This window comes from Bartonella sp. AP65SXKL (assembly GCF_042195725.1).
In the GTDB taxonomy this organism is placed as follows: domain Bacteria; phylum Pseudomonadota; class Alphaproteobacteria; order Rhizobiales; family Rhizobiaceae; genus Bartonella.
This window is the reverse complement of sequence record NZ_JBHIOW010000111.1, coordinates 1-600: the sequence shown is the minus strand read 5'-3', so window position 1 is coordinate 600 and position 600 is coordinate 1. Positions and strand designations below refer to the sequence as shown.

1 protein-coding gene is annotated in these 600 nt (G+C 32.0%); it reads right to left on the bottom strand.

Features of this window, described 5'->3' with window-relative positions:
• Positions 1–24 precede the first annotated feature (24 nt).
• The coding region (locus tag ACFIMP_RS09930) for a TrbJ/VirB5 family protein (protein ID WP_375654251.1) at positions 25–600 on the bottom strand (576 nt) is incomplete at its 5' end.

Genomic DNA, 600 nt, shown 5'->3' with positions numbered 1-600 from the left:
CATTTATACATTACCTAAGTGTTTTCACCGTATGCTAGGCATCTCTTTTTTTTCATGGTTAAAAAATTTCATATCAAGTTCGTGTCTTTTCCTTTTGATAAGTGAGTATTCAGCATCACGTAAATGCGCTACCATTTGCATCTTTATAGATTCATTTTGGATCATGACTAATATACCATCGATATGTGCTTGAAGATCAGCAATGTCTTTCAGGTTTTCTTTTATTTGAAGTTCATCGAATAACTGTTTGAGGTATTGAAAACGATTTTCTACATGTTGAAAAGTTTTTAAAGTTACCGCTTTATCTAAAGTCGATACAAATTCTAAACGAGCAAAAATAGACTTGCCTACTTGATCAAAAGTCCCAGAAATTTTGTTTTCTTCCTCCAATGCCTTTTGATATAATTCCGTTGAAAGCTGATTCTTCTTATAGAGCGATTCTGGTTCTTTGAGAAAAAAACTAGAAAAGTCTATTTGCTTTGGGTTTGTTTTCTGACTCTTTGTTATAGCCTGATAGGCTTTTTCTATTTGTGAAAGTTGTTCTTTTTTTAACGCAAGCTGTTTTGTTAAGAGCTCAATAATTTCCCCTTTTTTTAATAG